We start from the raw sequence: 26,813 nt of genomic DNA, 5'->3' as shown, positions 1-26,813 counted from the left end.
GTTTGTCGTCTCTTTCACGCGCGGTCGCTGACGCCCGCACCTTCGAACGTCGCCATCTCGCGCAGGAACGCCGCAGCCGCCTGAATCAGAGGCATCGCGAGCGCCGCGCCTGTGCCTTCGCCGAGACGCAGTCCCAGTTGCAGAAGCGGTTCTGCGCCTAGCGCGTCGAGCATGGCGCGATGCCCGGTTTCGTCCGACGCGTGCGCGAACACGCAGTAATCGAGCACCGCAGGTGCGACGCGCGCGGCGACCAGCAGTGCCGACGTGCTGATGAAGCCGTCTACCACGATCACAAGGCCGAGCTTCGCGGCGGCAAGATACGCGCCGGTCATCATCGCAATCTCGAAGCCGCCGAAGGTCGCAAGCGTGTCGAGCGGGTCAGGCGTTTCACCCATTGCCGGATGCGCCGCGAGCGCGCGTTCGAGTACGGCCGTCTTGCGCGCGAGACCGGCGTCGTCGACACCGGTGCCACGGCCGACGCAGTCCGCAAGCGGCAACCCCGTCAGACGCTGCATCAGACAGGCGGCGGCCGATGTGTTGCCAATGCCCATCTCGCCGAAGCCGATCATGCGCGTGCCGCGCGACGCGTGCGCCACCACACGCGCGGCCCCGGCGGCAAGTGCCGTCTCCAGTTGCTCGCGCGTCATGGCGGGTGTGTCGACAAAGTTCTGCGTGCCGCGCGCGACGGGAATGTCCACGAGCGACGCGTGGGCCGGGAAGTCCGCCGCCACGCCCGCATTGATCACTTCCATCTCGATGCCGCCAGCGCGACAGAAGACATTGATGGCGGCGCCGCCGCGCAGGAAGTTGAGCACCATCTGCGCCGTCACGGCCTGCGGATAGGGACTCACGCCCGCAGCCACGACGCCGTGATCGCCCGCGAACACCAGCATGGCGGGACGTGCAAGTTCCGGCGTCGCGCTCTGCTGAATGCGGCCGATCCGGTGCGCCACGCGCTCCAGTGCGCCGAGACTGCCGGGCGGCTTCGTCTTGATGTCGATGGCGTGCTGGAGCGCGGCGTCCATGGCTGTCGACGGCGCGGCGATGTCGAAGAGTTCTGCCAGCAAGGGGCTGAATGCGGTCATACGGGAACGTCCTGAAACGATGAGCAGTGAGACTGAAATTACATTTCGACGCCGGGCTGCGCGCGGATGCCGTCGGCAAACGCGTGCTTCACGGGCGTCATGTCGGTCACGGTGTTGGCCGCATCGATGAGCGCCTGCGGCGCGCCTCGGCCGGTGATCACCACGTGCTGCATGTCGGGGCGCGCCTGCAAGTCCGCAATCACGGTGTTCACGTCGAGATAGCCGAGCTTGAGGGCAATGTTCAGTTCGTCGAACAACACCAGACCGAAGGACGCATCTTGCAACATGCGGCGCGCCTGCTCCCACGCCGCTTCGGCCTTGGCGATATCGCGCGCGCGGTCCTGCGTCTCCCACGTGTAGCCTTCGCCCATCACGTGGAACTCGCATTCTTCGGGGAAGCGGCGCAGGAACTTCTCTTCGCCCGTGGGGATAGCGCCCTTGATGAACTGCACGACGCCGGTCTTCATGCCGTGCCCCATCGCCCGCACGACCATGCCGAAGCCCGAGCTGGATTTGCCCTTGCCGTTGCCGGTCGTAATGACGATCACGCCGCAGTCGCGCTGCGCTTTCTCGATCTTCTCGTCAATAACTGCCTTTTTGCGCACCATGCGCGTGCGATGGCGTTCATTGCGACCGTCGTCGGCGTTTGCATCAATGCCGCTACCGCTGTTATCAGCGCAAAGCGCGTCGGATTTCGGAGTTTCCTGGGTCATGGACAGCACCTGTCAATCAAGTCGAATACGGAAATAGAGGACGTACACCGGCTACGTCAGTCATGTGCGCCGCACCGGCACAAGCGCCTCGTCGTCGCCATCGCGGATCAGGCGCAGCGGATAGCCGAACGCGTCGCTGCAATACTCAGCCGATAGCACTTCCTGCACCGGACCGGCACGCCAGCCGCCACGGCCGTCGAGCAAGAGGGCATGCGTGGCAAAGCGACGCGCGAGGTTGAGATCGTGACACGAGAAAACGACTGCACAATCGTCGCGCTGTGCGTGGCGGGCGAGGCGTTCGAGCGCGTCGATCTGATGATGCAGATCGAGATGCGATACGGGTTCGTCGAGCAGCAGCAACGGCGTGGCCTGCGCAATCACCGCTGCCAGCGACACCCGCTGACGCTCGCCGCCCGAGAGCGTCGTGACGTCGCGCGACGCGAAGTCTTCCAAACCGACCTGTGCGAGTGCGTCGATGGCCAGCCCGACATCCTCGTCGGACTCCCAGGCACCCCAGCGGCCCTGCGCGAGATACGGATGACGTCCGGCCAGCACGACTTCCAGCGCGGTCGCACCGAACGCGTCGCGGCTCTGCTGCGGCATGAGCGCACGCACTCTCGCCAACGGTGCCGGACGCCATTGCGCGAGCGGCTTGCCTGCGATGTCCACACGTCCGCTGGCGGTGATCGCGGCGTCGCGCTGCGGCTTGTCGTCGATGGGACGCAGCCCCGCGAGCGTGCCGAGCAGCGTCGTCTTGCCCGCGCCGTTCGGTCCGGCCAGACACCAGCACTCGCCCGGCGCAATCGCCAGGTCCAGCCAGTCGACGAGCACGCGCTCGCCCGCGCGCAGCGTCAGCGCATGCGTTTGCAATATCGCTGCGCTCGCCGTCGGGTTCGTTGTGGGTATGGATGTCATCGGATCACCCGTCGCGAGAGCAGCCACAGGAACACGGGCACACCGATCATCGCCGTGATGACGCCGACCGGCAGTTGCGTCGGCGCAATCACGGTGCGCGCGACCAGATCGGCGAGCATCAGCAACGCGCCGCCGCCAAGCGCGGCCGCCGGAATCAACATGCGCTGATCGTTGCCGAAGCGCAGCCGCAGAATGTGCGGCACCACAAGCCCGACGAAGCCGATGCTGCCTGCGGTCGTCACGGCGACGGCCGTCGCCAGCGACGCCGCCAGATAGATGCGCGCACGCAACGGGCCGACGGCGACACCGACGGCCTGAGCCACCGCCTCGCCGCGCAGCAGCACGTTCAGTCGATGGGCGACCGGGCACACGATGAGCAAGGTCACGGCCAGTGCGATCAGCGGCAACGACGCGCGATCCACACCATTCAGATCGCCCGTCAGCCAGAACAGCATGCCGCGCAGACTCGCGTCGGGCGCGAGCGTGAGAATCAGGGTGGAAAGCGCGCCGAAACCGGCGGCCATCATCACGCCAGTGAGCAGCAGTTTGGTGCTGCTGTCCTGATCGCCGGGGCGCAGGAAGCTGCGGTGCGAGAGGCCCATCACAATCGCGATGGCGGCGAGTGCACCGAGGAACGCGCTCGTCTGCACCCAGAAAAACGGCAGCATGAGCGCCAGCGACGCAAGCGCCGCGACGCCCGCGCCGCCGGAGATTCCGAGCACGTACGGGTCGGCGAGCGGGTTGCGCAGCAGCGTTTGCATGAGCGTGCCAGCCACCGCCAGCAAGCCGCCGCACGCGAATGCGGCGAGCGCGCGCGGCAGACGCAGTCGCCAGACCACGTCGCCAGCGAGACCGGCGTCGTGACCGAGCGCGAGCGCACCGATCTCACGCAACGAAACCGGCACGCTCCCGAGCATGAGCGACGCAACGAGCACGGCCAGCGCGATACCGGCCAGTCCCGTCCAAATAGCGAGGGCGCGACGCAGCGTCATGCGGCGTCACGTCCCGCCGGGACGTCGTCAGAACTGCTTCCAGCCAAGCGAGACGTAGATTGCGCGTCCGAGGGTGTTGTAGCCATAGACCGTCTGGTAGTTCTTGTTGAAAACGTTGTCCAGATGCGCCGAGACGTACCAGGATTTGTCGATATCGTAGCGTGCCTGCAAGTTCACGAGCGTGTAAGCGCCGAGATGCTGGCCGCCCGTATCGTAACGCTCGCCACTGTAATAGACATCGCCACCGACCGAGTACTTGCCAAGGAATTTCTGCGACACGCCGAACGACGCGTATTGCTTGGCGCGGCGGGCCAGCACCTTGTTGGCATCGAGATCGGTCGGGTTCTGACGCGTGAACGACGCGCGAACGTCCGTGCCCGTCCACTGAATCTTGCCCTGATAGGTCAGCTCAAGCCCTTCGACGCGCGCGTTCGCCACGTTCGCAGCCGTGTACGGGAACACGGACAGTGACTGGATCAGGTTCGTGTAGCTCGTGCGGAACAGCGCCAGTTTCGCGAGACCGAAGGCCGGGTCGTAGAACTGGACGGCGAGTTCCTTCGAAATCGAACGTTCCGGTTGCAGGTTCGGATTGCCGTAGCCCGGGTAGAACAGTTCGTTGAAGGTCGGTGCGCGGAAACCGTCCGACGCGTTGGCCATCAGCTTCCACTGCTCGGTCAGCTTGTAGCCGTAACCGACCCAGTAGCTGTTCGCACCGCCGAAGTCCGAATAGATGTCGCGGCGCACGGTGGCCTGCACTTCGTGCTTCTGTGCGAAAACACCTTCATAGCCGACGTAGAACGAGTCGAGATGGCGGTTGTTGTGGTTGTAGGTCGTGTTGCCTTCGACCGTCTGTTCCTGACGCGTGTAACCCGCGATCAGCTTGTGGTCCGGCATGAAGGCGTATTCGTTGGCCCAGTCGATCTGGTTGTTCGACGTATGGAAGTTGCCGTTGCCCTTGCCGTTCAGATAGTTGTAGCTATAGTCGTCGCCCTGCGTGACGGTGAAGCGCGTGTTCCACTTGTCGGTGATGTTGCCCTTGGCGTACGCCGAGATTTGACGCACACGTGCGTCGGTGTCGTTCAGATCGGAGGGCTTGCCGAACGCGTTGTCATAGCTGCTGCTGCCGTCGCTCTGGAACAGACGCGCACCGACTTCCCACGTGTCGCCGAACTTGCGCGAGAGCGAGGCCGTCACGCTGGTGTTGTCGTCGCCGTTGCGGTTCGGGTTGACCTTCGGCGCGAAGCGCGGGTCCTGTGCCGAAATGCCGTTGGTGTGAAAACGCGACACATCCAGCGAAAAGCGCGTCTTGCCGTCTTCGAACGACCCGGCGATACCGGCGTTGGCCTGCGTGGTGTTGTTCGTGCCGTAGCCGACTTCGGCGTAAGCCTTGGGCGGGCCGCCGTCACCCTTGCGTGTGAAGATCTGGATCACGCCGCCAATGGCTTGCGAGCCGTACAGGGCGGACACGTTGCCTCGCACGATTTCGATGTGGTCGATTTGCGACACCGGAATCTGAGCGATGTTGGTCACACCGGCCGTGGCCGAGTTGACGGGCACGCCGTCGATCAGCACCAGCGACGAGTTCGAGTTCGCGCCGCGCATGAAGATGCTGGCCGTCGTGCCGAAGCCGCCGGTCTGCGCAATTTCCACACCCGCCTGACCGCGCAGCAGCGACGGGAGGTCCTGCGCCTGGCTTTGCTCGATCTGCTCGCGCGTGATGACCGAGGTGGACGCGAGTGTGTCCGCCAGCTTCTGCTCGGTGCGCGAGGCCGTCACGACGGTCGTGTTGAGCGACGCATCGCTCGACTGCGCGTGTGCGCCGAGGCTGGTGGCCAGCAGGGCGACAGCGATCGCGAGACGGTGCGGAGCGGGAATACCAGTGGAAATGCTGGGAACGCGGGCGGCGGGCGCCGAAGCGAGACGTGCAAAAGCAGGCGCGTGCGGCGCCATCGCGCGAACGTGGGTGCGCATGGTCGGGTGTGACTTCCGTAGTTTTCTTATAGCCTAGGCCCGTTCCCCCGCGGGCCGCCGGCGCAAGGGGAGCGCCGGTGACACGTCACGGATGCTGAGCATCGACACATGAAAACGACGTCAGGCCACCTGCGGCGCAAAGCCGGGCGGCATGGATGATTCCCCACTCACTTGGGCCGGTATCCGGGCTGGTCATCATGGCGCCTGACCGGCCTTCCCGCATGCGGATAGCACACAGTGGCAATGGAGGCGAGGCGCGTTTTCGGAAACCTTTCGGGCCGAAAGAATGACTTACCGTTGCGGGGGCAGCACAGGTTGGCCAGCCCGTGTGGGGACGCGGCTCCCTGTTTCCCGTTTAACTGCGCATGCCGGGGGGCGTGCGCGAGCACCGAAGTGCCGCAAGTGTAGGGGCCATTGGAACGAGCGTCAATGCTCGTTCGTCGGGCACTGGCCGCCGATTCCGTTAGAATGTAGGGCAATCAAGAGGACGCAGCCCGATGCTCACCGATCTCGACAATCTCACCGACAAAATGGAACAGCTGGTTGTTATCAGCCAGCGTTTTCACCAACACAATCAAGCGCTGCTCGCGGAACTCGACCGCGCGCGTGCCGAATGCGACGAAACCCGCGCTGCCATTGAGCAATTGCGCACGGAGCGCGACGCCTTGCGTCTGCAACGCGATCAGCTTGCCGCCAAGATCGACGAGGCACAGGTTCGCCTGAACGCCATCCTTGAAAAGCTTCCCACGCAGAACCCCGCTGAGGGTCAGATGGATCTGCTCGGTGCCCCCGGTGGAGAAAACGCATGACGATCAAGCAGCTCGAAGTTCATATCCTGGAACAGTCGTACCGACTCGCCTGCCCGCCGGAACACGAAGCCGACCTGCTCGCCTCGGTGTCGCGCGTGGATGCCGAAATGAGCAAGGTCCGCGCGCAAAGCAGCGTGCGCGGCACCGACCGGATTGCCGTCATGGCAGCGTTGAGCCTGGCATCCGAATTGCTTGCACTGGAAAAAAGTATTGCTGCTGGACAAGCATTCCCCGCCGAAGAAATTCAGCGTAGAATGCAGCTCATGGACGAACGACTGAGCGCAGTGATCGATCAGTATCAGAACTGAAAGACACCCGCAGACGTCCGGTCCGAAAGGTTAGTTTTCCCTGCCTGGTTCGCGAAAGTCATAGATTCCTTGAACCAATGATCTGTTGCAGGTTGCGGAAGTTTGTAGTGCTGGCGTGAGCGTCACTCTGTCTGATGAACCCAAAGCGCTACTAACCGCGACCACCTTGAACCTTCGGTTCAGGATGCCGGCTTAGCGGCTGAGGCGGGGACCCAATGCACGGCACTGCGTGAATCACGCAGTGCCGTTTTTTTTTCCAACAATGTTTGTCCGACGATGTTTGTGCGCAAAAGAAAGGCGACCCGCAGGTCGCCTTTCTTTTTTCACGCAACGAAGCGCATCAGAACTGCGCGTCGCTCAGCGACAGGGCCGAGTCGGCCCCCTCGGTGATCGACTGCGCCAGCCCCGGCGCTTGCGTCAGGATGTGATCCGCGAAGAAGCGTGCAGTGCCGATCTTGGCATCGAAGAACGACGGATCCTGATCGCGCAGCTTCTGCGCGGCCAGCAACGCGCGCCCCATCTGCCAGCCACCCAGCACAATGCCCGCAAGCTTCAGATACGGCACGCTGCCAGAGAACACCGCGTTGGCGTTGTCTTGCGTGTTCGCCACGACATAGTCGACCACGATCGACAGCGCTTCGCGTCCCTTGGCAAGACGCTCCGCCACCGATGCCGCCACACCACCCGCTGCGCGCAGCTCATTCTCCGTCGCTTCGACCATCTCGCACAGCGTGCGTGCCACGGCACCGCCGTCGCGTAACGTCTTGCGACCAATCAGGTCGTTCGCCTGAATCGCGGTGGTGCCTTCGTAGATCGGGAGAATGCGTGCGTCGCGATAGTACTGCGCAGCGCCCGTTTCTTCGATGAAGCCCATGCCGCCGTGCACTTGCACGCCGAGGCTCGTGACCTCCAGCGACATCTCCGTACTCCAGCCCTTCACGATCGGCACGAGGAATTCGTAGATCGCCTGCGCGCGCTTGCGCTCCGCAGCATCGGCGGCGTGATGACCGATATCGGCCTGCGCAGCCGCCACGTAGGCCAGCGTACGAGCGCCTTCAGTCAGCGCACGCATCGTCATGAGCATGCGCTTGACGTCGGGGTGATGAATGATCGTGACGGCGTCGCGCGACGAGCCATCCACCGGACGACTTTGCAGACGATCGCGCGCATACGCCACCGCGTGCTGATAGGCACGCTCGGCGACGGCCACGCCCTGCATACCGACGGCGAAACGCGCGGCGTTCATCATGATGAACATGTACTCGAGACCGCGATTTTCTTCGCCGACGAGATACCCCGTCGCACCACCGTTGTCACCGAATTGCAGCACGGCCGTCGGGCTCGCCTTGATGCCGAGCTTGTGCTCGATGGACACGCAGTGCACATCGTTACGCGCGCCGAGCTTGCCTTCGGCGTCGACGTTGAACTTCGGCACGATGAACAGCGAGATCCCCTTCACGCCCGGGGGCGCATCGGGCGTGCGCGCGAGCACGAGGTGGACGATGTTCTCCGCCATATCGTGTTCGCCAAACGTGATGAAAATCTTGGTGCCGAAGATGCGATAGGTGCCGTCCCCTTCCCGCTCTGCGCGCGTGCGCACCATTGCGAGATCGGAACCGGCTTGCGGCTCGGTCAGGTTCATCGTGCCGGTCCACTCGCCCGAGAGCAGCTTCGGGACGTAGAGGGCACGCTGTGCGTCGGTACCGGCAGTGAGCAGCGCTTCGACGGCGCCATCGGTCAGCAGCGGGCACAGGGCGAACGACAGGTTCGCGGCATTGAGCATTTCCGTGCACGGCGTGGCGACGAGCTTGGGCAACCCCTGACCGCCGAACGCCTGCGGATGCACCACGCCTTGCCAGCCCGCTTCGGAGAACTGACGAAAGGCTTCTTTGAAGCCCGGCGTGGTCGTGACAACGCCATCCTTCCATGTGCTCGGCTGTTGATCGCCGATTACGTTCAGCGGTGCGAGCACTTCCTGATTGAAGCGGGCCGCTTCTTCGAGCACGGCCTGTGCGAGTTCGGGCGAGGCTTCCTCATAACCCGGCAGCGCAGCGATGCGGTTCAGGTCCGCCAGCTCGTTCATCACGAACTGCATGTCCTTGATCGGGGCCTGATAACTCATGTCGTTCCTCCAAGGGATTCCGATTGCCTTCGGTGGGTGGCGATTACCGGGATGCTTATTGTTATGTTCGTTCTGTTTTCACTTCAGATGCTGCTCGACCGATTCGCATGAAGACGCACTTGCACGCCTCCTCATGCGAATCGGCTGCGAGAGATGAATCTCGCAGCCGCACAACTTCACTTCGGTACTACGTCAGACGCGTTACAGCGCGCCCGTCAGTTCCGGCACGACGGTGAACAGATCGCCCACCAGACCGTAGTCCGCCACCGAGAAGATCGGTGCTTCCGGATCCTTGTTGATCGCCACGATCACCTTCGAATCCTTCATGCCCGCCAAGTGCTGAATCGCACCCGAGATGCCCACAGCCACATACAACTGCGGCGCGACGATCTTGCCCGTCTGGCCCACCTGATAGTCGTTCGGCACGTAACCGGCATCGACCGCTGCACGCGATGCGCCCAGCGCTGCACCCAGCTTGTCCGCCAGCGGCTCCAGCACCTTTGTGTAGTTCTCGCCGCTGCCCAGACCGCGGCCACCCGAGACGATGATCTTCGCCGAGGTCAGCTCCGGACGGTCCAGCTTCGTCACTTCACGGCCCACGAACTGCGACACGCCAGCGTCCGGCGTCGCTGCGACGCTTTCCACCGCAGCGCTGCCACCCGTGGCCGCCGCCGGGTCGAAGCCCGTCGAGCGCACCGTGATGACCTTCACCTTATCGGCGCTTTGCACCGTCGCAATCGCATTACCTGCGTAGATCGGACGCTCGAACGTGTCCGCGCTGTCGACCTTCGTGATATCCGAAATCTGCGCGACGTCGAGCAGCGCTGCGACGCGCGGGGCGATGTTCTTACCGTACGCCGTGGCCGGGGCCAGGATGTGCGAGTAGTTGCCCGCAATCGACACCACTTCGTCCGCGATGTTCTCAGCCAGACCGTCGCCGAAGTAGGCGGCGTCTGCGAGCAGTACCTTCTTCACACCGGCGATCTGCGCGGCGGCGTCAGCTGCTGCCTTCGCGTTGCTGCCCGCGACCAGCACGTGCACGTCGTCGCCGCATTGCAGCGCTGCCGTGATCGTATTCAGGGTCGCCGACTTGATAGCGGTATTGTCGTGTTCTGCAATGACCAGAATGCTCATCTCGTCGTCTCCCTTAGATAACCTTGGCTTCGGTCTTAAGCTTGTCGACGAGCGCTGCCACGTCCGCCACCTTCACCCCTGCGCTGCGCTTGGGCGGCTCGGCCACCTTCAGCGTCTTCAGACGCGGGCTCACATCCACGCCCAGATCCGCAGGCTTCACAGTCTCCAGCGGCTTCTTCTTCGCCTTCATGATGTTGGGCAGCGTCACGTAACGCGGCTCGTTCAGGCGCAGGTCCGTCGTGATCACCGCAGGCAGCGACAGCGACACGGTCTCGAGACCGCCGTCCACTTCGCGCGTCACTTGTGCACGGTTATCCGCCACCGACACCTTCGAGGCGAACGTCGCCTGCGGCAGCTTCGCCAGTGCCGCGAGCATCTGACCCGTTTGGTTGGAATCGTCGTCGATCGCCTGCTTGCCGAGGATCACCAGTTGCGGCTGCTCCTTGTCCACAAGCGCCTTAAGCAGCTTGGCCACGGCCAGCGGCTGCAACTCTTCGTCAGACTCGATGAGAATCGCGCGATCCGCACCGATGGCCAGCGCCGTACGCAGCGTCTCTTGCGACTGGGCCACGCCCGCCGACACCGCGATCACTTCCGTCGCCACGCCCGCTTCCTTCAGACGCACCGCCTCTTCCACCGCGATTTCGTCGAACGGATTCATCGACATCTTCACGTTCGCGATGTCGACGCCACTGCCGTCGCTCTTCACGCGAACCTTTACGTTGTAATCCACTACCCGTTTGACCGGTACCAGGATCTTCATGAACTCGCTCCAAAGTTACGTTTACGTCAATCCGCTGCCATTATAACCACTCGGCTGATGACGCATTATGTGCATATTTGCGGCATTTTGTGGCGAGCGTTCATGTGCCGCTTTGAATAAGCCACGGATGCACGATCCTTACGATCACGGCTCCGGAGGCAGGCCGGACGCGCTTACCCAGCGCCCTGCCACCCCGAACGATCGTGCTATTTTTATGCAAATCGTGACGCACAGCCAGTTTCCTCGTGGTGCGTTTCCTCTAGAGAATTCACCCCGGCGCAAGACGGCCTATGATCGAATGGCGCACCCGATCATCACTGTGCCGTCGCACATACGACGGTCACCCGGCCAACGCGCCAGGAGGAGACATGACAACGCATTCGGAATCGCGCCTGCAAGCCAGCGACGGACTGATGCTCCACGTCCATAGCTGGTACCCGGACACCGACGGCGACACAGACACCCCACTACGCGCTGTGGTTGCCATCGTGCACGGCATGGGGGAGCACGGCGGACGGTATGCGCGTCTGGCGGCGCATTTCGCGTCGCTCGGCATTGCGACCGTCACGTACGATCTGCGCGGTCACGGCCGCTCGGAAGGCTCGCGTGTCTACGTCAATCGTTTCGACGAATACCTTAACGACACCGAGATCTTCCTCACGCACGTGCGCACGACCTTTGGGCCGACGCCGCTCTTCCTGCTCGGGCATAGCATGGGGGGCGCCATCGCGGCGCTTTACACGATCACGCGCGCGCCCGCGAACGTGAGTGGCCTGATGCTCAGCAGCCCCGCCCTCGCCCCGGGCGAACCGGTCGCGCCGTGGATGGTGAAGGCCGGTCGCTGGGTATCGCGCTGGCTACCGAAGGTGCCGGTCTTCAAGATCGATCCGGCCGCCATCGCCCGCGACAAGACCGTGGTCGACGCAGCGAAGAAAGATCCGCTTAACGCGTATCGCGGCACCCCGGCGCGCACCGCCGCCGAACTGCTCGACGCCATGGCGCGCATTCACGCCAACGCCGACGCACTGCATTTACCGCTTTACGTCTTCCACGGCACCGCCGACCGGCTCACCGCCCCCTGGGCAAGCGAACAGTTTCACGGCAATGCCGGATCGCAGGACAAGACCCTTCGGCTGTATCCCGGTCACTTTCATGAAACGCTCAACGACCTCGATCGCGAGAAGGTTATCGACGAGTTGACTTATTGGTTGCTGGCGCACGTACCGGAAACCGCCGCCACAAAACGCAAGCACCCCCAGTCCATGACGCATGAACCGCGCATGAGCGAAACATCGACGGCAAAGCCCGCGCTCGGGACGCACCACAGCCACTGACGAATGCCTTCGCGAGGCGGCCCCGGAACCCGCCTCGCGAACAGGGTCTCGTCACGCAATACCTCGCTGCGCGTTACACTGAAGCCGTGTGGAATTGCGAGGAGCCTCCGGCATGCAAGCGCAGACGACGCAGCAGACACAGCAGACGAAATACTCGCCGCAGACGGTCACCGGCATGCATTTCTGGACGCCGACGATCTTCAGCATCAAGACCACGCGCCCGCCCGGCCTGCAATTCACCGCCGGGCAGTTCGTGCGTCTCGGACTACCGGGCGACGATGGCGAACTGATCTGGCGCGCCTATTCCTTCGTGAATTCGCCCGCCGAAGATACATTGGAGTTCTACGTAATTACGATCCCCGAGGGCCAGCTCACGCCCCGGCTGTCGGAACTCAAGGTCGGCGGCGAACTGTTCGTCGATCACACCGCCTACGGCTTCCTCACGCTCGACCGATTCACCGGCGGCGACGACCTGTGGCTGCTCGCCACCGGCACCGGCTTAGCGCCCTTTGTGTCGATTCTCCGCGACCCGGAAGTCTGGCAGCGCTTCAAACGCATCTTCGTCGTGCACAGTGTGCGATGGGAGCGCGACCTCGCCTATTACGAGGAACTCCGTCACTTCTCGCATCCTGATGTCGATCCGGCGCTCGTCGACAAGCTGCACTTTGCAGTGAGCGTCACGCGCGAGCAAACGCCCGGCGCGCTCTATGGACGCATCACGTCGTTACTGGCTTCAGGGGAACTGGAAAAGGCCGTCGGCGCAACGCTCGATCCCGCCACTTCGCGCATCATGGTCTGCGGCAATCCGGACATGATCAAGGAACTGCGTGCCTGGTTCACCGGCAATGGTTATGCGGTGAGCCGCACGGCGACACCCGGGCCGCTCGTGCTGGAAAAGCAGTGGTGACGACGGTTGGCGCTTAGTCCTTCGGCTTCGTCCACTCCGGCGGACGCTTCTCGATGAATGCCTGCACGCCTTCGAGCGCGCATGCATCCATCATGTTGCACGCCATTGTCTGCCCCGCCATCTGATAAGCCGCTTCGATACCCGTCTCGGCCTGACGATAGAACAGCCCTTTACCCGCCGCCACCGCTGCCGCAGGTTTGGCAAGAATCGAGCGGCACAGCGCCGCCACTTCGCCGTCGAGGCGCTCCATCGGCGCGACACGATTGATGAGACCGCGCTCGCAAGCCGTCTGCGCATCGATGAAATCGCCCGTCAGCAGCATCTCCATCGCTTGCTTGCGCGTGAGATTGCGCGAGAGCGCCACACCCGGTGTCGCGCAGAACAGACCGACGTTGATGCCCGACACCGCGAAGCGTGCCGCCGACGCGGCGACTGCGAGATCGCACATCGCCACCAACTGACACCCGGCCGCCGTCGCGATACCGTGCACGCGAGCGATCACCGGCTGCGGCATGCGCTGGATCGTCAGCATCACGCGCGTGCATTGGTTGAACAGCGTGCGGTAGTAGTCGAGCGACGGCTCGGCGCGCATCTCCTTGAGATCGTGCCCGGCGCAGAATGCCGCCCCTGCAGCGCCCAGCACCACGACGCGCGCAGTGTCGTCGCGCGCGACGTCGTCCAGCGCCCGTTGCAGCGCGTCGAGCATCGCTTCGGAGAGGGCATTGAATTGACGCGGACGATTCAGCGTGAGCGTGACCACGCCGGCCAGATCGCCTTCACCACGCGTGACGAGTACCAGCGGCCCGCTGGCCGCAGTCGCTTCCGATGACGTCATGTTGTCTCCTGTGCCGCCTCTAGCCCTTAACCCGATATATCGGGAAGACGGCCGGCATCTTGCATTCGTCGCACGCGTGCGACGCGCCATGCTGCCGTCAGACGTCGGCGAGCACCTTCAGATGGGCCACGACGCTGCGTCCGAGCGCCGAGAGGTTGTAGCCGCCTTCGAGGCAGCTCACGATGCGTCCCTTGGCGTGACGATCGGCAATGGCCTTGACTTCCTTGGTCATCCACGCGAAGTCCGCTTCGGTGAGCCCGAGGCCGCCGAGATCGTCTTCGCGATGCGCGTCGAAGCCTGCCGAGAAGAAGATCATTTCCGGACGGAAAGCATTGAGGCGTCCCAGCCAGCCGTACTCGATGGCTTCGCGTGCGGCCATACCAGACGTGCGCGCTTCGAGCGGAATGTTGAGCATGTTCGGCGCAGGATCCTTCGCGCCGGAGAACGGATAGAACGGGTGCTGGAAGATGCCGCACATCAGCACGCGCTCGTCGTTGCCGAACGCAGCTTCGGTGCCGTTGCCGTGGTGCACGTCGAAGTCGACGATCGCCACACGCGACAGCCCATGCACTTCGAGCGCGTGTGCCGCTGCAATCGCCACGTTGTTGAACAGGCAGAAGCCCATCGCACGCGTGGGCGTGGCGTGGTGGCCAGGCGGACGTACGCTGCAAAAGGCGTTGTCGAGTTCGCCTCGAATGACCGCATCCGTCGCTGCAATCGCCGCACCCGCCGCCCGCGTTGCCGCGCGCCAGGAGTACGGGTTCAGCAGCGTATCGGGATCGATGGGGAAGTACCCGGATTCGGGAATGTTGTCGCGAATGAAATCGATGTGGTCTTGCGTGTGCACGAGCCGCAGGCTGGCTTCGTCGGCCGCCGGGGCTTCACGGCGCTCGAGCAGGCCGTCGATGCGTCCCGCGATCAACTGGTCTTCGATGGCGCGCAGCCGTTCGGGGCATTCCGGATGCCACTCGCCCATTTCGTGACGCACGCAATCGGGGTGCGTATAAAACCCGGTAGCCATTCGTTGTGTCGCCTATCGCTTCGAATCGTTATATTGGGACGGGCGGGGGATGCCCGCCGCGCCGTGGTCTCCACGTCCGGTAGCGGCCGGGCGCAGAGCCTGGCTCGCGTCGCGAAAATGTGCCGCAAACATCACACGACATCACCTGCAAACGCGTGCCGATAGCCGGCATCCCCCATGAACACTGTCACGGACAGTGCACAGGCCTTAAGGTATCACAGGTGCACTCGGTTATACTGCCAAGCAGTCTCCCAGCAGACCCGTGTCAGCCGGTAAGGGCCGATCTCCCGAAATTCGGGACGGCAGGAACTGGCATGAATGGTTGACGCTCTAGAGGGCATCTCGCTTTGAGTGAGCACTTTGCGTCACTCGAAAGTGCGCCCATCGGCATCGATAGCTATCGATGAGAGCGCCAACGCGACTAACGTGATCGCGGCCCAACCGCCGCATCGCATTCGGACTTCATACAGGCCTGACAGACAGCATGACATCACCGGTACGGATGTACGATTCTCTCCCGTTGGCGCAAGCACGCCACGCTCGACCGGACACTGCGCGCCCTCTCACTGCGGCGTCGCTCCGGCAATTTTCCCGCTCGTCTCACGTCGCTCGCTCATTCGGCGCATTCGGCTCGCTCGGCATTGCGCTGTGCCTGAGTGCATCGTTCGCGATGACGGCGCTCACGAGTGTCGACGCGCATGCGCAGACGCGCCCCAAGGCGGTCGCGCAATCTTCTCAGTCGTCGCAGACGGAGTTCGAGGAAGAAGTAGTGCCGCAACGCTACGCGGCGAACCCGGAAGTCGACGCGTTCATCAACGACCTCGTCGCGCGCAACGGCTTCAATCGTGGCGAGCTTCAGAAGATCTTCTCGCGCGTCGTGTTCTCGCAGACGGCCGCACGCCTTGTCGCGCCGCCCGCCACGCCGGGCCAGAAGAACTGGACGAAGTACGAGAAGAACTTCCTCGACAACACCCGCATCAACGGCGGCGTGCGCTTCTGGAATCAGAATGCTGCGGCGCTCTCGCGCGCTGCACGCGAGTATGGCGTGCCCGAAGAGATCATCGTCTCCATCATCGGCGTCGAGACGATCTACGGGCGCAACATGGGCAACTTCCGCACCATCGACGCGCTCACCACGCTGGCGTTCGATTACCCGCCCGCCCGCAACCGTTCCGAGCGCATGGCGCTGTTCCGCAAGGAGCTTGAGAACCTGCTGCTGTACGCACGCGAGCGGAACGTCGATCCGTTCAGCATCTACGGATCGTATGCCGGTGCCATCGGCATCCCGCAATTCATGCCGTCATCGATCCGCAACTACGCGGTGGATTACAGCGGCGACGGCAAGATCAACCTGACGACCGACGTGGCGGATGCCATCGGCAGCGTGGCCAACTTCCTCAAGCAGCACGGATGGCAGGCGGGTCAGCCGGTTGTGTGGAACATTGCCGGGGATCGCGGCAGTCAGGGGCTGGCCGAAGCCGGTGCCGACGGACAACCTGAACCGCATTGGAAGCTCGGCGACTTCATCAAGGCTGGCATGCTGATGAACGAGCCGAAGCTCGATGTGGGCGGGGCGCTGGACACGCCGGTGCTGATCGTCGATCTGCCGACACCGGGACAAGCCACACAGTACCGCATGGGCCTCACGAATTTCTACGTGCTCACGCGCTACAACCGAAGCTTCTTCTACGCTATGGCGGTGTACGATCTGGCCGACGCGATCAAGGCGGCACGCGCGCCGTAATCTCGGCGACATCGCAGCGAGCAGCGACTTGCCGTCATCATGAACAACGGGACCCTCGGGTCCCGTTTTCGTTGGCTGTGCAGCGACTACATACCGCCTTACGCCGGGAACACGCCCGTCGACAAATAGCGGTCGCCCCGGTCGCAGACGACGAACACGATGGTCGCGTTCTCGACCTCACGCGCGAGATTCAGCGCAATCTGGCAGGCGCCCGCTGCCGAGATGCCGCAGAAGATGCCCTCTTCCGCCGCGAGACGGCGTGCCATGATTTCGGCTTCGGCTTGGGTCACGGAGATCGTACGATCCACACGCGCACGGTCGAAAATCTTCGGCAAATACGCTTCCGGCCACTTGCGAATACCCGGAATACGCGACCCTTCGGCAGGCTCTGCACCGATGATCTGCACGGCCTCGCTCTGCTCCTTCAGATATTGCGAGACGCCCATGATCGTGCCCGTCGTCCCCATCGCGGAGACGAAGTGCGTGATGCGTCCTTCGGTGTCGCGCCAGATTTCGGGGCCGGTGGTTTCGTAATGCGCCAGCGGGTTGTCCGGGTTGGCGAACTGGTCGAGGATGATGCCGCGTCCGTCGCGTTGCATCTGCTCGGCGAGGTCGCGCGCGTACTCCATACCGCCCTTGACCGGCGTCAGGATGATCTCGGCACCGTAGGCACCCATGCTCTGACGACGCTCGATGGAGAGGTCTTCCGGCATGATCAGGACCATCTTGTAGCCACGGATGGCGGCGGCCATGGCCAGCGCAATACCGGTGTTGCCCGACGTGGCTTCGATCAGCGTATCGCCCGGCTTGATGCGTCCGCGCAGTTCGGCGTGTTTGATCATCGACAGCGCCGGACGATCCTTCACCGATCCCGCCGGGTTGTTGCCCTCGAGCTTGCCGAGAATCACGTTGTTGCGGCGGCGGATTTCGTCGTCGGGCAAACGCACCAGTTGCACCAGCGGTGTATTGCCGATGGTGTCTTCGATAGTCTTGTAGGCCATTACGCTAAGCTTTTTCGGTCGGGAATCGGAACATTCTAATCCACCGGCCATGACCGCGCTCAGGGTAAGGTCTCGCGGCCGGGCGATGCGCCAACTCGCGCCCGGCGCAACCGGCCGCTGGCAGCGTCAGAGCTTCGGTGCGCTGGCCGGTGCCGGTGCCTTGGCCTTCTTCGACTTGGATGGCTTGGATGGCTTGGCTGCGCTGGCGTCACCGCTTGCAGCGGCCGAGCCCGATGCGGGGGACGGTGCGGCGGCAGTTGCGCCCTTGGTGCTGTCAGCCTTCGCATCCTTCGACTTCTTCGACTTGCTAGTCTTGGTGTCCGCCTTCGTGTCGGATGCGCCCGTGGTAGCCGTTGCCCCCGCTGCCCCCGTCGCGGCCGCCGCACCGGTCGCCGCCGGAAGCGGCGTGCCCGGCTTGGCCGGTGCGGTGGTGGCGCCCGGCGATGCAGGCTTCATCGTCGTACCGGCAGCCGGAGTGGGTGTCGGCGTCTTTTGCGTGGCGGTGGCAGGCACCGGCGCGGCAGGGGTCACCGGCTTGGCAGGCGTGGTCGGTGCCGGAGCAGCAGGCGTCTGAGCGGCGGACGGTGCGGGCTTCGCGGGGGCCGGCGCCGGTGCAGCAGTCGCAGGGGCTTTCGCGACAGGCTTGGCCGGTGCCGCAGCACCCTGTCCGTTGATCGTCATGCCCTCGGATTGCAGCGACGTCACGGACTTGGCGCCAAGGCCCTTGACCCGCTTGGCAACATCGGCCGCATCCTTGTAGGGCCCGTGGGCGTTACGCTCGTCGATGATCGCCTTGGACTTGACCGGTCCGATGCCCTTGAGCGTCTCAAGCTGCGATTGGTCGGCGGTGTTGATGTCGACGGCCGCCATTGCCAGGCCGCACAGGGTGAAGAAGGTAACAACCGCCAGCAAGAGTTTGCGAAGCATGATCTGTTCCTTGTAAGGTCACTCGGGCCAACGCCGTGGCGCACCGACACATCGGACATCCCAGCATCCCCGATACCCACTTAACGCCTCAGCGCCCGCCCGGATGACACGGGGAGACATCAAACGACAACGGGGAGCCGCCTGGCTCCCCGTCTTTTGCTGCTCAACCACCTGTCGACGCCTGTGGCGACACTTACTGCGCCAGCAACCAGCGCACGTAGCGGGAAACGCCCTCGCCCACCGTGTAAAACGGCTGCTGATAACCGCCGACTTGACGCAGATGGTCGATGTTCGCCTGCGTGAAGCACTGATACTTGCCGCGCAGGGCGTCCGGGAACGGGATGTACTCCACGAGGCCCTGCTTGACCATGTCGTCAAGCGACAACGCCGCTTCGCCGGTCTCCGCGCGCAGCGTGTTGATCACGGCGACCGCGATGTCGTTGAACGGCTGCGCCCGGCCCGTGCCGAGATTGAAGATACCGCTGCGCTCCGGGTGATCGAAGAAGTGCAGGTTGACCTTCACGACGTCCTCGACCGAGACGAAGTCGCGGCTTTGCGTACCGGCGGCATAGCCGTTGTACTCGCCAAAGAGCTTCACACGGCCGTTTGCGCGGAATTCATTGAAGTTGTGGAACGCCACCGAGGCCATGCGGCCCTTGTGCGCTTCACGTGCCCCATACACGTTGAAGTACCGGAAGCCCGCCACCTGGCTCGGCAACTTGCCGCCAGCGTCACGCATGGCACGGCGCACGATCTGGTCGAACAGGAACTTCGAATAGCCGTAGACGTTGAGCGGCTTCTCGTACTCGCGCGTCTCCACGAAGGTTTCCGACGCACCGTACGTTGCCGCCGACGAGGCATACAGGAACGGCACGGTCTGCGTCTGGCACGCCTCGAACAGCGCCCGCGTGTAGCGGAAGTTGTTCTCCATCATGTAGCGACCGTCCGTCTCCATCGTGTCGGAGCAGGCCCCTTCATGAAAGATCGCGCGCACGCGGCCGAATTCGCGGCGTTGAAAGCGTGCGACGAAATCCGTCTTGTCGAGGTAATCGCTGATTTCGCAATCGACCAGATTACGAAATTTGTCGGCGCGCGTGAGATTGTCGACCGCCACGATGTCGGTCTCTCCGCGCTCATTGAGGGCTTTGACGAGGTTGGCGCCGATGAAGCCCGCGGCGCCCGTCACGATGATGGTCATGTCAGCTCGGAAAAGAGTTCGTTGTAGTCGACGGTCGCCGTCCCCAGCTTGCCGACGACGATGCTGCCCGCGCGGTTAGCCAGCACCACCGCCTGCGGCAGCGGCAGCCCGGCCGACAGCGACGTGGCCAGCGTGGCGATCACAGTGTCACCCGCACCCGAGACGTCGTACACCTCGCGCGCCTGCGCCGGCACGTGGAGCGCGCCACTTTCGGTAAAGAGCGTCATGCCCTCTTCCGAGCGCGTGAGCAGCAGCGCTTCGAGGCCGAGCGATTCGCGCAGATTCTGGGCGCGCGACGTCAGATCGTCCTCCGAATGCCAGACGCCGACGACCTGCTGCAATTCGGCACGGTTCGGCGTGAGAATCGTCGCACCGCGATAGCGTTCGTAGTCGCTGCCCTTGGGGTCGACGAGCACTGCCTTGCCGGCCGCGCGCGCCGCTTCGATCATCGGCTGCACATGCGTCAGACCGCCCTTGGCGTAGTCCGAGAGCAGCACGACATCGTAGCTGGCGAGCAGTTGGCGATATTGGTCCAGCACCGCGAGCAGCACTTCGCGCGTGGGCTGATTCTCGAAGTCGATGCGCAACAGCTGTTGCTGACGCGAGACGATGCGCAGCTTGATGGTCGTCGCGAGATCGGCGTCGCGCGTGACGAATGCCGTCACGCCGCTGGCGTCCAGCATATCGACGATGCGCTCGGCGGGTTCGTCCTCACCGAGCACGCACAGCAGCCCGGCTTGTGCGCCGAGCGACGTCGCCCCCAGCGCCACGTTCGCCGCGCCGCCGAGGCGCTCTTCATTGCGCTTGACGTGCACGACCGGCACCGGTGCTTCCGGCGAAATGCGATTGACGTCGCCGAACCAGTAGCGATCGAGCATCACGTCGCCGACGATCAGCACGCGTGCGCGACTGAACGCCTCGCGTGGCACGTTGGGCACACCCGGCGCCTGAATCGTGCGCGTGAGCGAAGTTGCCGTCGAAGTCATCCGTCGTTCCTTGAAATTCAGGCCGGCTGGCCCAGGCCACGACCGATGGCGTGGTACTCGATGCCCAGCTCTTCCATCGCCTCCGGTTCGTACAGATTACGACCGTCGAAGATCAGCGGCAGCGAGAGTGCCGTCTTCACCTTAGCGAAGTCCGGGCTGCGGAACGCCTTCCATTCGGTGACGATCACGAGCGCGTCCGAACCGGTCAGCGCGTCGTTTTGCGTCGCACAGAATTCGATGCGGGCATGCGCGTCGGCATCGTCGGCGAAATCCAGCGCAATTACGCGGCGCGCTTCATCGAGCGCCACCGGATCGTACGCCCGCACCCGTGCGCCACGACGCACCAGCTCGGCAATCACACGACGGCTCGGGGCCTCGCGCATGTCGTCCGTGTTCGGCTTGAACGCCAGCCCCCACAGCGCGAACGTCTTGTCCTTCAGATCGTCGCCGAAACGGGTCACGATCTTGTCGATCAGCACCGCCTTCTGCGTTTCGTTGACGGCTTCCACCGCGTTCAAGATGCGCAGCGGCACGCCATAGTCTTCTGCGGTGCGCACGAGCGCCTGCACATCCTTCGGGAAGCAGGAACCGCCGTAGCCGCAGCCGGCGTAGAGGAAGTGGTAGCCGATGCGCGGGTCGGAGCCGATACCCTGGCGCACTTCGTCAATATCCACACCGACGCGATCGGCCAGATTGGCCAGTTCGTTCATGAACGAGATGCGCGTGGCCAGCATGGCGTTCGCAGCGTACTTGGTGAACTCTGCGGCGCGCACGTCCATGTACAGCGTACGGTCGTGGTTTCGGTTGAACGGCGAGTACAGGCGCTTCATCATCGCGCGCGCCTGCTGGCCGTCAGCATCGTCGGCCACACCGATCACGATACGGTCGGGACGCATGAAATCGTCCACTGCCGCACCTTCTTTCAGGAATTCGGGATTCGAAACAACGGAGAACTTCACGTCCGCATTACGTTTGGCAAGTTCGTCGGCCACCGCCGCGCGCACCTTGTCCGCCGTGCCGACGGGCACCGTCGATTTGTCGACGATCACCTTGAAGCTTTTGGCGTAGCGGCCGATGTTGCGTGCTGCCGCCACGACGTATTGCAGGTCGGCGGAGCCGTCTTCATCGGGGGGCGTGCCCACCGCGATGAATTGCACGTCGCCGTGGGCGACCGACGCTTCGACGTCCGTCGAGAATTGCAGACGGCCGGCTTCGCGGTTGCGGGCAATGACTTCCTGCAAGCCCGGCTCGTGAATCGGTACGCCGCCGTTGTTCAGGATCTCGATCTTGCGGGGATCAACGTCGAGACAGAACACGTCGTTGCCGACGTCGGCCAGACATGCACCCGTAACTAGGCCGACGTAGCCGGAACCGATGATGGTGATCTTCATGATATTGGGGTGTGAGAAGTCTTACGAAGCCGCCGGCACGTCGGCACGGCGCGGCGTGTAGGTCTCCCAGCCGTTACAGCCGGGGCATTGCCAATAGAACAGGCGCGCACGGAATCCGCACTGGTCGCAGACGTAGCGCGGCAACGACTTGGTACGTTGCGTGATGAGCTTACCCATCAGTTGCAGGTCGGACTGCGTGTCGCCATGCGCGGTGGCGGCGTGCGCTTCGAGCAGACGTGCCATGCCGGGTGCGCTCGGGGCGCGATGCATTTGCTCGCGCATCAGGGTGAGCGCGGCCTCCGGACCTTCGAGCGAAACCGTCTTTTCGTAGACGATTTCCAGCAGGTCGTCCGACGGATTCTTGCGCAGCGCATCGCGCAACATGGCCAGCCCTTCAGGGGCGCGTCCCAGCGCTTCATACGCCTTCATCACGCGCTTGGCGGCCAGACCGAGATACATCGGATTCTGTTCTTCGATGGTGCGCAACACGCGCAGCGCGCCTTCGGCGTCACCGGCGGCGAGCAACATGTCGCCGCGCAACAACGGGGCACGTACATTCGCCGGGTTGGCCGCCAGCGCGGCATCCAGTTCATGACCGACAGCGTCGACATCCTTGCGTTGCAGCGCTTCTTGCGCCAATTCGCAATGGAATTGCGCAATTTCCTTGCGATACGAGACGGCAGGATCGAGATCGCTCAGCGTCTCGGCCTCCGCCAGCGCTTTGCGCCACTCCTTCTCGATCTGATAGATCGTAAGTTTTGCGTGCTGTGCCGCTTTCGCGTATGCGCCGGTGTGCAGACGGCTGAACGCGTCTTCAGCGCGGTCGAGCAGACCGGCCTTCAGGAAGTCGTGACCGAGTTCGTAGAGCGCGTGTTCCTGATCGGCTTGCGGCAGATCGTCTCTCGAAAGCAAATTCTGATGCACGCGAATGGCGCGCTCCGTCTCACCGCGACGGCGGAACAGACTACCTAGCGCAAAGTGCAGTTCGGTCGTCTCGGGATCGAGCTTGGCGACTTCGATGAAAGCGTCGATCGCCTTGTCCGGCTGTTCGTTCAGCAGGAAATTCAGACCGCGGAAATAGGATGCCGGCAGATTGCGGCTTTCCGAGAGCAGGCTGCGCAAATCCAGTCGCGCGGCGACCCAGCCACAGCCGAAGATCACGGGGATGGCAAGTAGCCACCAGACCTCGAATTCCATGAATACGTGTTGTCGTTGAAACAGTCGATGAGGATGGCGAGCATCGCGCGCCGCAGCTTCGCCTTAGACCGGCGGCAGCATCGGCGGCTGATCGCTCGCTTCGGGTTCCCGCTGAGCACGGGCCAGATCGCGACGCGTGCGGCGCAACTCAAGGCGTTGACGCATCAGACTCGGCAACGTGGCGAGCACACCGATGACGCCACCGACCACGAAAAACGCCAGGCCGATCATGATGAGCGGCGCCGTCCACGTATGACCCAGGAACAGGTTCAACGTGACCTCGCCCGTGTTGGCGAGCGCCAGGCACAGCAACACCACGAATACGATCAGGCGAACGATCCAAACAATCAGCTTCATGCCGAAAGGCTCCTGCGGCAGGATTGCCGTATGTTTTGCGACTTGGGCCGGCCAAACGTGACGAGGCGAGACGACGACTGCGTCGAGCCCCTCCCGCGTACCGGGCCGGCACGTGGGCGTATTGTACCGGATGTGCCCTGTGAGGCGTCGTTCCTGCAAATGCCTTCACATTTCCGGCGCTTGTCCGCACTCGCGGCGCATTGCCGAACGCCGGAGACAAAAAAAGCGCCCGAAGGCGCTTTTTTTGCGTAGTAGATCCCAAAGGGCCTTATTGGTCCGACGCCTTGTGATCAACCCGCTCTCGCAACTCCTTGCCCGGCTTGAAGTGCGGCACGAATTTCTCCGGCACCATCACTTTCTCGCCCGACTTCGGGTTGCGGCCGACGCGCGGTGGCCGACGGTTGAGCCCAAAACTACCGAATCCGCGGATTTCGATTCGATGACCGCGCGCAAGCGCATCGGCCATCGCGTCGAGAATCGTCTTCACCGCGAAATCGGCATCCTTGAGCACCAACTGGGGAAACCGCGCCGCCAACTGGTTGACCAATTCAGACTTGGTCATAGGCCTTGGACCTTACTGATTCTGGCTGTCCAGCTTGGCCTTGAGCAGGGCACCGAGGTTCGTGGTGCCGCTCGCTGCCGAGCTATCCGACGACATCTTGCTAATCGCTTCCTGTTGCTCGGCCGAATCCTTGGCCTTGATCGACAGGTTGATGTTGCGCGACTTGCGATCGATGTTGACGATCATTGCGTTGACGGCTTCGCCTTCCTTCAGCACGTTACGGGCATCTTCCACACGGTCGTGCGAGATTTCCGATGCGCGCAGGTAGCCTTCGACGTCGTCGCCCAGCGAAACGACAGCACCCTTCGGATCGACAGCCTTGATGGTGCCGTCAACGATCGAGCCCTTGTCGTGGATCGCCACGAACGTGTTGAACGGGTCGCCTTCGAGCTGCTTGATACCCAGCGAGATGCGTTCCTTCTCGACGTCGATGCCCAGAACCACGGCTTCGACTTCGTCGCCCTTCTTGTACTTGCGAACGGCTTCTTCGCCGGCTTCGCTCCACGACAGATCCGAGAGGTGGACCAGGCCGTCGATGCCGCCAGGCAGACCGATGAACACGCCGAAGTCGGTGATCGACTTGATTGCGCCCTTGATCTTGTCGCCCTTCTTGAAGTTGCGCGAGAAGTCATCCCACGGGTTCGGCTTGCACTGCTTCATGCCGAGGCTGATACGACGACGGTCTTCGTCGATCTCGAGCACCATGACTTCGACTTCGTCGCCCAGCTGGACAACCTTGGTCGGAGCAACGTTCTTGTTGGTCCAGTCCATTTCCGACACGTGAACCAGGCCTTCGATGCCCGATTCCACTTCGACGAATGCGCCGTAGTCGGTGATGTTGGTGACCTTGCCGAACAGGCGGGTGCCTTGCGGGTAACGGCGAGCAATGCCTTCCCACGGATCTTCGCCGAGTTGCTTGACGCCCAGCGAGACGCGGCCCTTCTCTTGATCGAACTTGAGGATCTTGGCGGTGACTTCCTGGCCAACCGACAGAACTTCGCTCGGGTGACGCACACGACGCCATGCGATGTCGGTGATGTGCAGCAGGCCATCGATGCCGCCGAGGTCGACGAACGCGCCGTAGTCGGTGATGTTCTTGACCACGCCCTTGACGATCGCGCCTTCCTTGAGCGTTTCGAGCAGCTTGGCGCGCTCTTCACCCTGGGTGGCTTCGATCACTGCACGGCGCGACAGCACGACGTTGTTACGCTTGCGGTCGAGCTTGATAACCTTGAATTCGAGGGTCTTGCCTTCGTACGGGGTCGTGTCCTTGACCGGACGCGTGTCAACCAGCGAACCCGGCAGGAATGCACGGATGCCGTTGACCATCACGGTCAGGCCGCCCTTGACCTTGCCGGTAATCGTACCGGTCACGAGGTCGCCCGATTCGAGGGCCTTTTCCAGTTGCAGCCACGAGGCCAGACGCTTGGCCTTGTCGCGCGACAGCACGGTGTCGCCGTAGCCGTTTTCCAGGGCGTCGATCGCCACGGAAACGAAATCGCCGGCCTGAACTTCGACCTCGCCCTGATCATTCAGGAATTCTTCGATGGGGATGTACGCTTCGGACTTGAGGCCGGCGTTGACGACCACGAAGTTGTGGTCAACCCGAACGACTTCTGCGCTGATGACTTCACCAGCACGCATGTCTTGACGGGAGAGCGACTCTTCGAAAAGCGCCGCGAAAGATTCGTTGGTCGAGGTTTGCAGGTCGGACATAAAAGTGGATTACGCCGCTGACGTCCGTCTCCCGAGGGGGGTTGACGCTAACGTACAACGGTTGGGTTAAAGGTTAGACAAAGCCAAGCCGGATGACTGCATGAAACACCCGGTCAGGCGCCTTGCGGGTACTGCACTTGCGCGAACCATTCGAGTACCTGAGCCACCGCCTGATCGACGTTGAGCCCCGATGTGTCGAGTACCCGCGCACCCTCTGCCGGCCTTAGCGGCGCTTCCGCACGGGTACGATCCCGCGCATCACGCGCCTCAAGATCCAGCATGAGACTGTCTATGTTAGCAGAAAATCCTTTTTCTATCAATTGCTTATACCGCCTCTCGGCACGCGCCTGTGGTGTGGCGGTCAAAAAGACCTTCAGATCGGCTTCCGGGAAGATCACCGTGCCCATGTCGCGGCCGTCCGCCACAAGGCCTGGCGCGGTCTTGAAGCCCCGCTGGAGCGCCCTGAGCGCCTGGCGTACCGCCTTGTGCACCGCAATACTCGAAGCCCGGTTGCCGATCGCCTCCGCACGGATCGCGTCAGTCACGTCCTCGCCGGCCAGCCAGATCCGCTGATCGCGAAAACGCACGTCGAGCGTCTCGGCGAGCACCGCCAGCGCGCTGACGTCGTCCGGGTCGATCCCGTGGCGTGCGCTCGCCAGCGCGGTCAGCCGGTAAAGCGCCCCGCTGTCGAGGTAATGAAAGCCAAGCTCGTCGGCCACACGGTGTGCCACCGTGCCCTTGCCGGATGCCGTCGGGCCATCCACCGTAATGACCGGAATCGAGTCGTCCACCACCGTCAAATCAGGCATCCCTTCGTCTCTGTCT

Annotated in this window: 25 protein-coding genes, 1 other RNA gene and 1 riboswitch; of the genes, 6 read left to right on the top strand and 20 right to left on the bottom strand. The window is 63.2% G+C overall.

Annotated elements, in window-relative coordinates; genetic code table 11:
- Nucleotides 1–14 precede the first annotated feature (14 nt).
- The 5 genes from cobT to NTU39_RS07355 all read right to left on the bottom strand — a co-directional run bounded on the left by cobT (nucleotide 15) and on the right by NTU39_RS07355 (nucleotide 5,676).
- On the bottom strand, nucleotides 15–1,085 hold the full coding sequence (cobT, locus tag NTU39_RS07375) for a nicotinate-nucleotide--dimethylbenzimidazole phosphoribosyltransferase (protein WP_257959576.1): 1,071 nt from the start codon (nucleotides 1,083–1,085) through the stop codon (nucleotides 15–17).
- A 38-nt stretch (nucleotides 1,086–1,123) separates the two neighbouring features.
- Entirely contained in the window at nucleotides 1,124–1,693 is a 570-nt protein-coding gene (cobO, locus tag NTU39_RS07370; RefSeq protein ID WP_231965188.1) for a cob(I)yrinic acid a,c-diamide adenosyltransferase, read from the bottom strand.
- Nucleotides 1,694–1,858: 165 nt separating this feature from the next.
- Nucleotides 1,859–2,713 carry an ABC transporter ATP-binding protein gene (locus NTU39_RS07365; RefSeq protein WP_257959575.1) on the bottom strand — a complete coding sequence of 285 codons (855 nt, stop codon included), beginning with the start codon at nucleotides 2,711–2,713 and terminating at the stop codon, nucleotides 1,859–1,861.
- A complete protein-coding gene (locus NTU39_RS07360; protein WP_150665109.1) occupies nucleotides 2,710–3,705 on the bottom strand; it encodes a FecCD family ABC transporter permease in 996 nt (331 codons plus the stop codon). Before NTU39_RS07360 ends, NTU39_RS07365 begins: the two co-directional genes overlap by 4 nt.
- 27 nt (nucleotides 3,706–3,732) lie before the next feature.
- A complete protein-coding gene (locus tag NTU39_RS07355) occupies nucleotides 3,733–5,676 on the bottom strand; it encodes a TonB-dependent receptor plug domain-containing protein (protein ID WP_257959574.1) in 1,944 nt (647 codons plus the stop codon).
- Between the two features lie 157 nt (nucleotides 5,677–5,833).
- Nucleotides 5,834–6,084, bottom strand: a riboswitch (cobalamin riboswitch).
- Between the two features lie 89 nt (nucleotides 6,085–6,173).
- On the opposite strand from NTU39_RS07355, the gene NTU39_RS07350 reads away from it, so the two are divergent.
- The 3 genes from NTU39_RS07350 to ssrS all read left to right on the top strand — a co-directional run bounded on the left by NTU39_RS07350 (nucleotide 6,174) and on the right by ssrS (nucleotide 7,008).
- Nucleotides 6,174–6,485, top strand: a complete 312-nt coding sequence (locus NTU39_RS07350; protein WP_039400036.1) for a hypothetical protein — start codon at nucleotides 6,174–6,176, stop codon at nucleotides 6,483–6,485.
- Entirely contained in the window at nucleotides 6,482–6,793 is a 312-nt protein-coding gene (locus NTU39_RS07345; protein ID WP_039400039.1) for a cell division protein ZapA, read from the top strand. Before NTU39_RS07350 ends, NTU39_RS07345 begins: the two co-directional genes overlap by 4 nt.
- 34 nt (nucleotides 6,794–6,827) lie before the next feature.
- Nucleotides 6,828–7,008, top strand: a non-coding RNA gene (ssrS, locus tag NTU39_RS07340) — 6S RNA.
- Nucleotides 7,009–7,133: 125 nt separating this feature from the next.
- Here the strand turns inward: ssrS and NTU39_RS07335 are convergent.
- From NTU39_RS07335 to NTU39_RS07325, 3 genes are all read right to left on the bottom strand, one after another.
- Nucleotides 7,134–8,915: an acyl-CoA dehydrogenase gene (locus NTU39_RS07335; RefSeq protein WP_257959573.1), complete on the bottom strand. Its 1,782-nt coding sequence runs from the start codon at nucleotides 8,913–8,915 to the stop codon at nucleotides 7,134–7,136.
- A gap of 201 nt (nucleotides 8,916–9,116) precedes the next feature.
- Entirely contained in the window at nucleotides 9,117–10,049 is a 933-nt protein-coding gene (locus NTU39_RS07330; protein ID WP_257959572.1) for an electron transfer flavoprotein subunit alpha/FixB family protein, read from the bottom strand.
- A gap of 13 nt (nucleotides 10,050–10,062) precedes the next feature.
- Nucleotides 10,063–10,812, bottom strand: coding sequence for an electron transfer flavoprotein subunit beta/FixA family protein (locus tag NTU39_RS07325; RefSeq protein ID WP_039399700.1), 750 nt, complete (start codon nucleotides 10,810–10,812; stop codon nucleotides 10,063–10,065).
- Between the two features lie 368 nt (nucleotides 10,813–11,180).
- Between NTU39_RS07325 and NTU39_RS07320 the strand changes: the two genes are divergently transcribed.
- Nucleotides 11,181–12,146, top strand: a complete 966-nt coding sequence (locus NTU39_RS07320) for an alpha/beta hydrolase (protein WP_257959571.1) — start codon at nucleotides 11,181–11,183, stop codon at nucleotides 12,144–12,146.
- Nucleotides 12,147–12,258: 112 nt separating this feature from the next.
- Nucleotides 12,259–13,053 (top strand): ferredoxin--NADP reductase, encoded by a 795-nt coding sequence (locus tag NTU39_RS07315; protein WP_257959570.1) that lies wholly within the window; start codon nucleotides 12,259–12,261, stop codon nucleotides 13,051–13,053.
- A gap of 13 nt (nucleotides 13,054–13,066) precedes the next feature.
- On the opposite strand, the gene NTU39_RS07310 is transcribed toward NTU39_RS07315, so the two are convergent.
- Both NTU39_RS07310 and NTU39_RS07305 read right to left on the bottom strand, forming a co-directional pair.
- Entirely contained in the window at nucleotides 13,067–13,888 is an 822-nt protein-coding gene (locus tag NTU39_RS07310; RefSeq protein WP_150665115.1) for an enoyl-CoA hydratase, read from the bottom strand.
- Nucleotides 13,889–13,985: 97 nt separating this feature from the next.
- Nucleotides 13,986–14,909, bottom strand: coding sequence for a histone deacetylase family protein (locus NTU39_RS07305; RefSeq protein WP_150665116.1), 924 nt, complete (start codon nucleotides 14,907–14,909; stop codon nucleotides 13,986–13,988).
- A 502-nt stretch (nucleotides 14,910–15,411) separates the two neighbouring features.
- Between NTU39_RS07305 and mltB the strand changes: the two genes are divergently transcribed.
- Nucleotides 15,412–16,653, top strand: coding sequence for a lytic murein transglycosylase B (gene mltB / locus NTU39_RS07300; RefSeq protein WP_150665307.1), 1,242 nt, complete (start codon nucleotides 15,412–15,414; stop codon nucleotides 16,651–16,653).
- A gap of 98 nt (nucleotides 16,654–16,751) precedes the next feature.
- Here the strand turns inward: mltB and cysM are convergent, their stop codons facing one another.
- The 10 genes from cysM to cmk form a co-directional block, all read right to left on the bottom strand.
- Entirely contained in the window at nucleotides 16,752–17,654 is a 903-nt protein-coding gene (cysM, locus tag NTU39_RS07295; protein ID WP_150665117.1) for a cysteine synthase CysM, read from the bottom strand.
- A 126-nt stretch (nucleotides 17,655–17,780) separates the two neighbouring features.
- Complete coding sequence (locus NTU39_RS07290) at nucleotides 17,781–18,581, bottom strand: ComEA family DNA-binding protein (protein ID WP_257959569.1); 801 nt, start codon at nucleotides 18,579–18,581, stop codon at nucleotides 17,781–17,783.
- A gap of 193 nt (nucleotides 18,582–18,774) precedes the next feature.
- A complete protein-coding gene (gene rfaD / locus NTU39_RS07285) occupies nucleotides 18,775–19,779 on the bottom strand; it encodes an ADP-glyceromanno-heptose 6-epimerase (RefSeq protein ID WP_257959568.1) in 1,005 nt (334 codons plus the stop codon).
- A complete protein-coding gene (gene rfaE1, locus NTU39_RS07280) occupies nucleotides 19,776–20,765 on the bottom strand; it encodes a D-glycero-beta-D-manno-heptose-7-phosphate kinase (RefSeq protein ID WP_150665120.1) in 990 nt (329 codons plus the stop codon). Before rfaE1 ends, rfaD begins: the two co-directional genes overlap by 4 nt.
- Before the next feature lie 17 nt (nucleotides 20,766–20,782).
- On the bottom strand, nucleotides 20,783–22,156 hold the full coding sequence (locus NTU39_RS07275) for a UDP-glucose dehydrogenase family protein (protein ID WP_257959567.1): 1,374 nt from the start codon (nucleotides 22,154–22,156) through the stop codon (nucleotides 20,783–20,785).
- 21 nt (nucleotides 22,157–22,177) lie between these two features.
- A complete protein-coding gene (gene lapB, locus NTU39_RS07270; RefSeq protein WP_257959566.1) occupies nucleotides 22,178–23,353 on the bottom strand; it encodes a lipopolysaccharide assembly protein LapB in 1,176 nt (391 codons plus the stop codon).
- Nucleotides 23,354–23,416: 63 nt separating this feature from the next.
- On the bottom strand, nucleotides 23,417–23,710 hold the full coding sequence (locus NTU39_RS07265; protein WP_039400068.1) for a LapA family protein: 294 nt from the start codon (nucleotides 23,708–23,710) through the stop codon (nucleotides 23,417–23,419).
- A 268-nt stretch (nucleotides 23,711–23,978) separates the two neighbouring features.
- Complete coding sequence (locus tag NTU39_RS07260; protein ID WP_017232087.1) at nucleotides 23,979–24,272, bottom strand: integration host factor subunit beta; 294 nt, start codon at nucleotides 24,270–24,272, stop codon at nucleotides 23,979–23,981.
- Nucleotides 24,273–24,284: 12 nt separating this feature from the next.
- Nucleotides 24,285–25,988, bottom strand: a complete 1,704-nt coding sequence (gene rpsA, locus NTU39_RS07255) for a 30S ribosomal protein S1 (protein WP_039400075.1) — start codon at nucleotides 25,986–25,988, stop codon at nucleotides 24,285–24,287.
- Nucleotides 25,989–26,101: 113 nt separating this feature from the next.
- Entirely contained in the window at nucleotides 26,102–26,797 is a 696-nt protein-coding gene (cmk, locus tag NTU39_RS07250) for a (d)CMP kinase (protein ID WP_211279352.1), read from the bottom strand.
- Between the last annotated feature and the right edge of the window lie 16 nt (nucleotides 26,798–26,813).

Source organism: Pandoraea commovens (assembly GCF_024704525.1).
GTDB classification, from domain to species: domain Bacteria; phylum Pseudomonadota; class Gammaproteobacteria; order Burkholderiales; family Burkholderiaceae; genus Pandoraea; species Pandoraea commovens.
Note: the sequence above shows the minus strand (reverse complement) of the source record. Positions and strands in the feature narration are given on the sequence as shown.